The sequence below is a fragment of the Serratia sp. A07 genome (assembly GCF_058725505.1).
The window spans coordinates 1-1427 of the sequence record NZ_JBZXDO010000163.1 but is presented as its reverse complement, the minus strand read 5'-3'; the positions used below and the strand labels follow the sequence as shown (position 1 = coordinate 1427).

Genomic DNA, 1427 nt, shown 5'->3' with positions numbered 1-1427 from the left:
GAGGCGGCATCACTGGCGCCGTAGTGAACCGGCCATTTTAATTGTCGCCGACCGGCCAAAATAATTGACGCGAGATACTTGGCATCGAGGCACAGAGCGATGCCGAGCGTAAAAAGTACGCGCAGCTGTGGGTAAAGCAGGAGTTCGCCCGTACAGAGAAAGAACTCAAGTTCCAGCGTGAGGTGGATGCGGCCTGGCAGCGCCTTGGTGTGTTGCCGGTGAACATGGGGAATGCGGCCGGTATCGCACATGACACCGGCGGGCGACTGGCGCTGTTCGTGAAAGCGAAGGACTGCGGGCAGTGCGATGCACGCCTGGCGGCGGTGTTGGCAGATAACCGGCCGGTCGACATTTACCTTGTTGACAGCAAGGGTAATGACAGTCTGCTGCGCGAGTGGGCTCGGGCGCATCACATTCCCGTCGACAAGGTGCGCGCACGTCAAATCACGCTGAATCATGATGGTGGCCGCTGGATGAAATTCGGCAACGGCCTGATGCCAGTGGTGCTGCAACAAGGGGAGAACGGATGGACACTCGCCGCATTCTGACCCGGGGGCTGTTGCCCCTGTTTGCCCTCCTCACCGTTGTGAGCGGTGGCGTCGTTCACGCCGCCACCCAACAGGTTCCTTCCGGTTATCGGGAGGTGGCGCTGCGCCACGGGGTGCCGCCGGAGTCCCTGTACTCGGTGGCACTGGCCGAGACATCGATGGCGCCGAAAAGCATCATCTCGGTGACTCGCGGGGCTGGCCCGGCCCCAGATGTGGAACGTCCCTGGCCCTGGACCATTAACGTGGCCGGCAAAGGGTATCGTTACGCCAGCCGCCTGCAGGCCTGGGAAGCACTGCAGCGTTTTTTGAAAACACATCCTCGCAAGCGCATCGATGTCGGGATTGCCCAGGTCAATCTGGGCTGGAACGGCCATCATTTCACGTCGACCTGGGAGGCGTTTGACCCTTACACCAACCTCAACGCGGCAGCGGCCATCCTGCGGGAATGCTATGACCGCAACCCTGGGAGCTGGCTGGTTGCCGCCGGGTGTTATCACCATCCCGCCGGCGGTGCGCCTGCAGCCCGGTATAAATCCATTGTGAGCGGCAAGCTGGCACGCCTGAACGGTAGGGGTTCCGCCCCGCTCCAGGTGACCAGTACAACCCCCACGGCTACGGTGTTACCGGCACAAACGGTGGCGCTGACCTGGATTGAACCACGGAACCCATAATCATGAAAAAAATGACTTTTCTGCTGTTCGGCCTGAGTCTGGTGACCACCACTGCGCTGGCCAACCTGAACGTGATCGCCGATGTCGGTGGCGATGACGCATCACCTTATTTTGAGGGGATTAATCGGCAGAGTGATGCGGAAGCGCCGCCGGCCATGCCGCAAGCCCCTGCCTCTGCTGATGAAGTTGAAGTGACCGTATTGCCGGT

General features: G+C 60.8%; 1 protein-coding gene and 2 pseudogenes. All 3 read left to right on the top strand.

What is annotated here, in order from left to right; genetic code table 11:
* Positions 1 to 77 precede the first annotated feature (77 nt).
* Positions 78 to 548, top strand: a pseudogene (locus AC4PR2_RS28840) (TIGR03759 family integrating conjugative element protein); the annotation flags it as partial.
* A complete protein-coding gene (locus tag AC4PR2_RS28835; protein ID WP_180547788.1) occupies positions 527 to 1219 on the top strand; it encodes a transglycosylase SLT domain-containing protein in 693 nt (230 codons plus the stop codon). The pseudogene AC4PR2_RS28840 and the gene AC4PR2_RS28835, both read left to right, overlap by 22 nt.
* Positions 1220 to 1221: 2 nt before the next feature.
* Positions 1222 to 1427: pseudogene (locus AC4PR2_RS28830) on the top strand (integrating conjugative element protein); the annotation flags it as partial.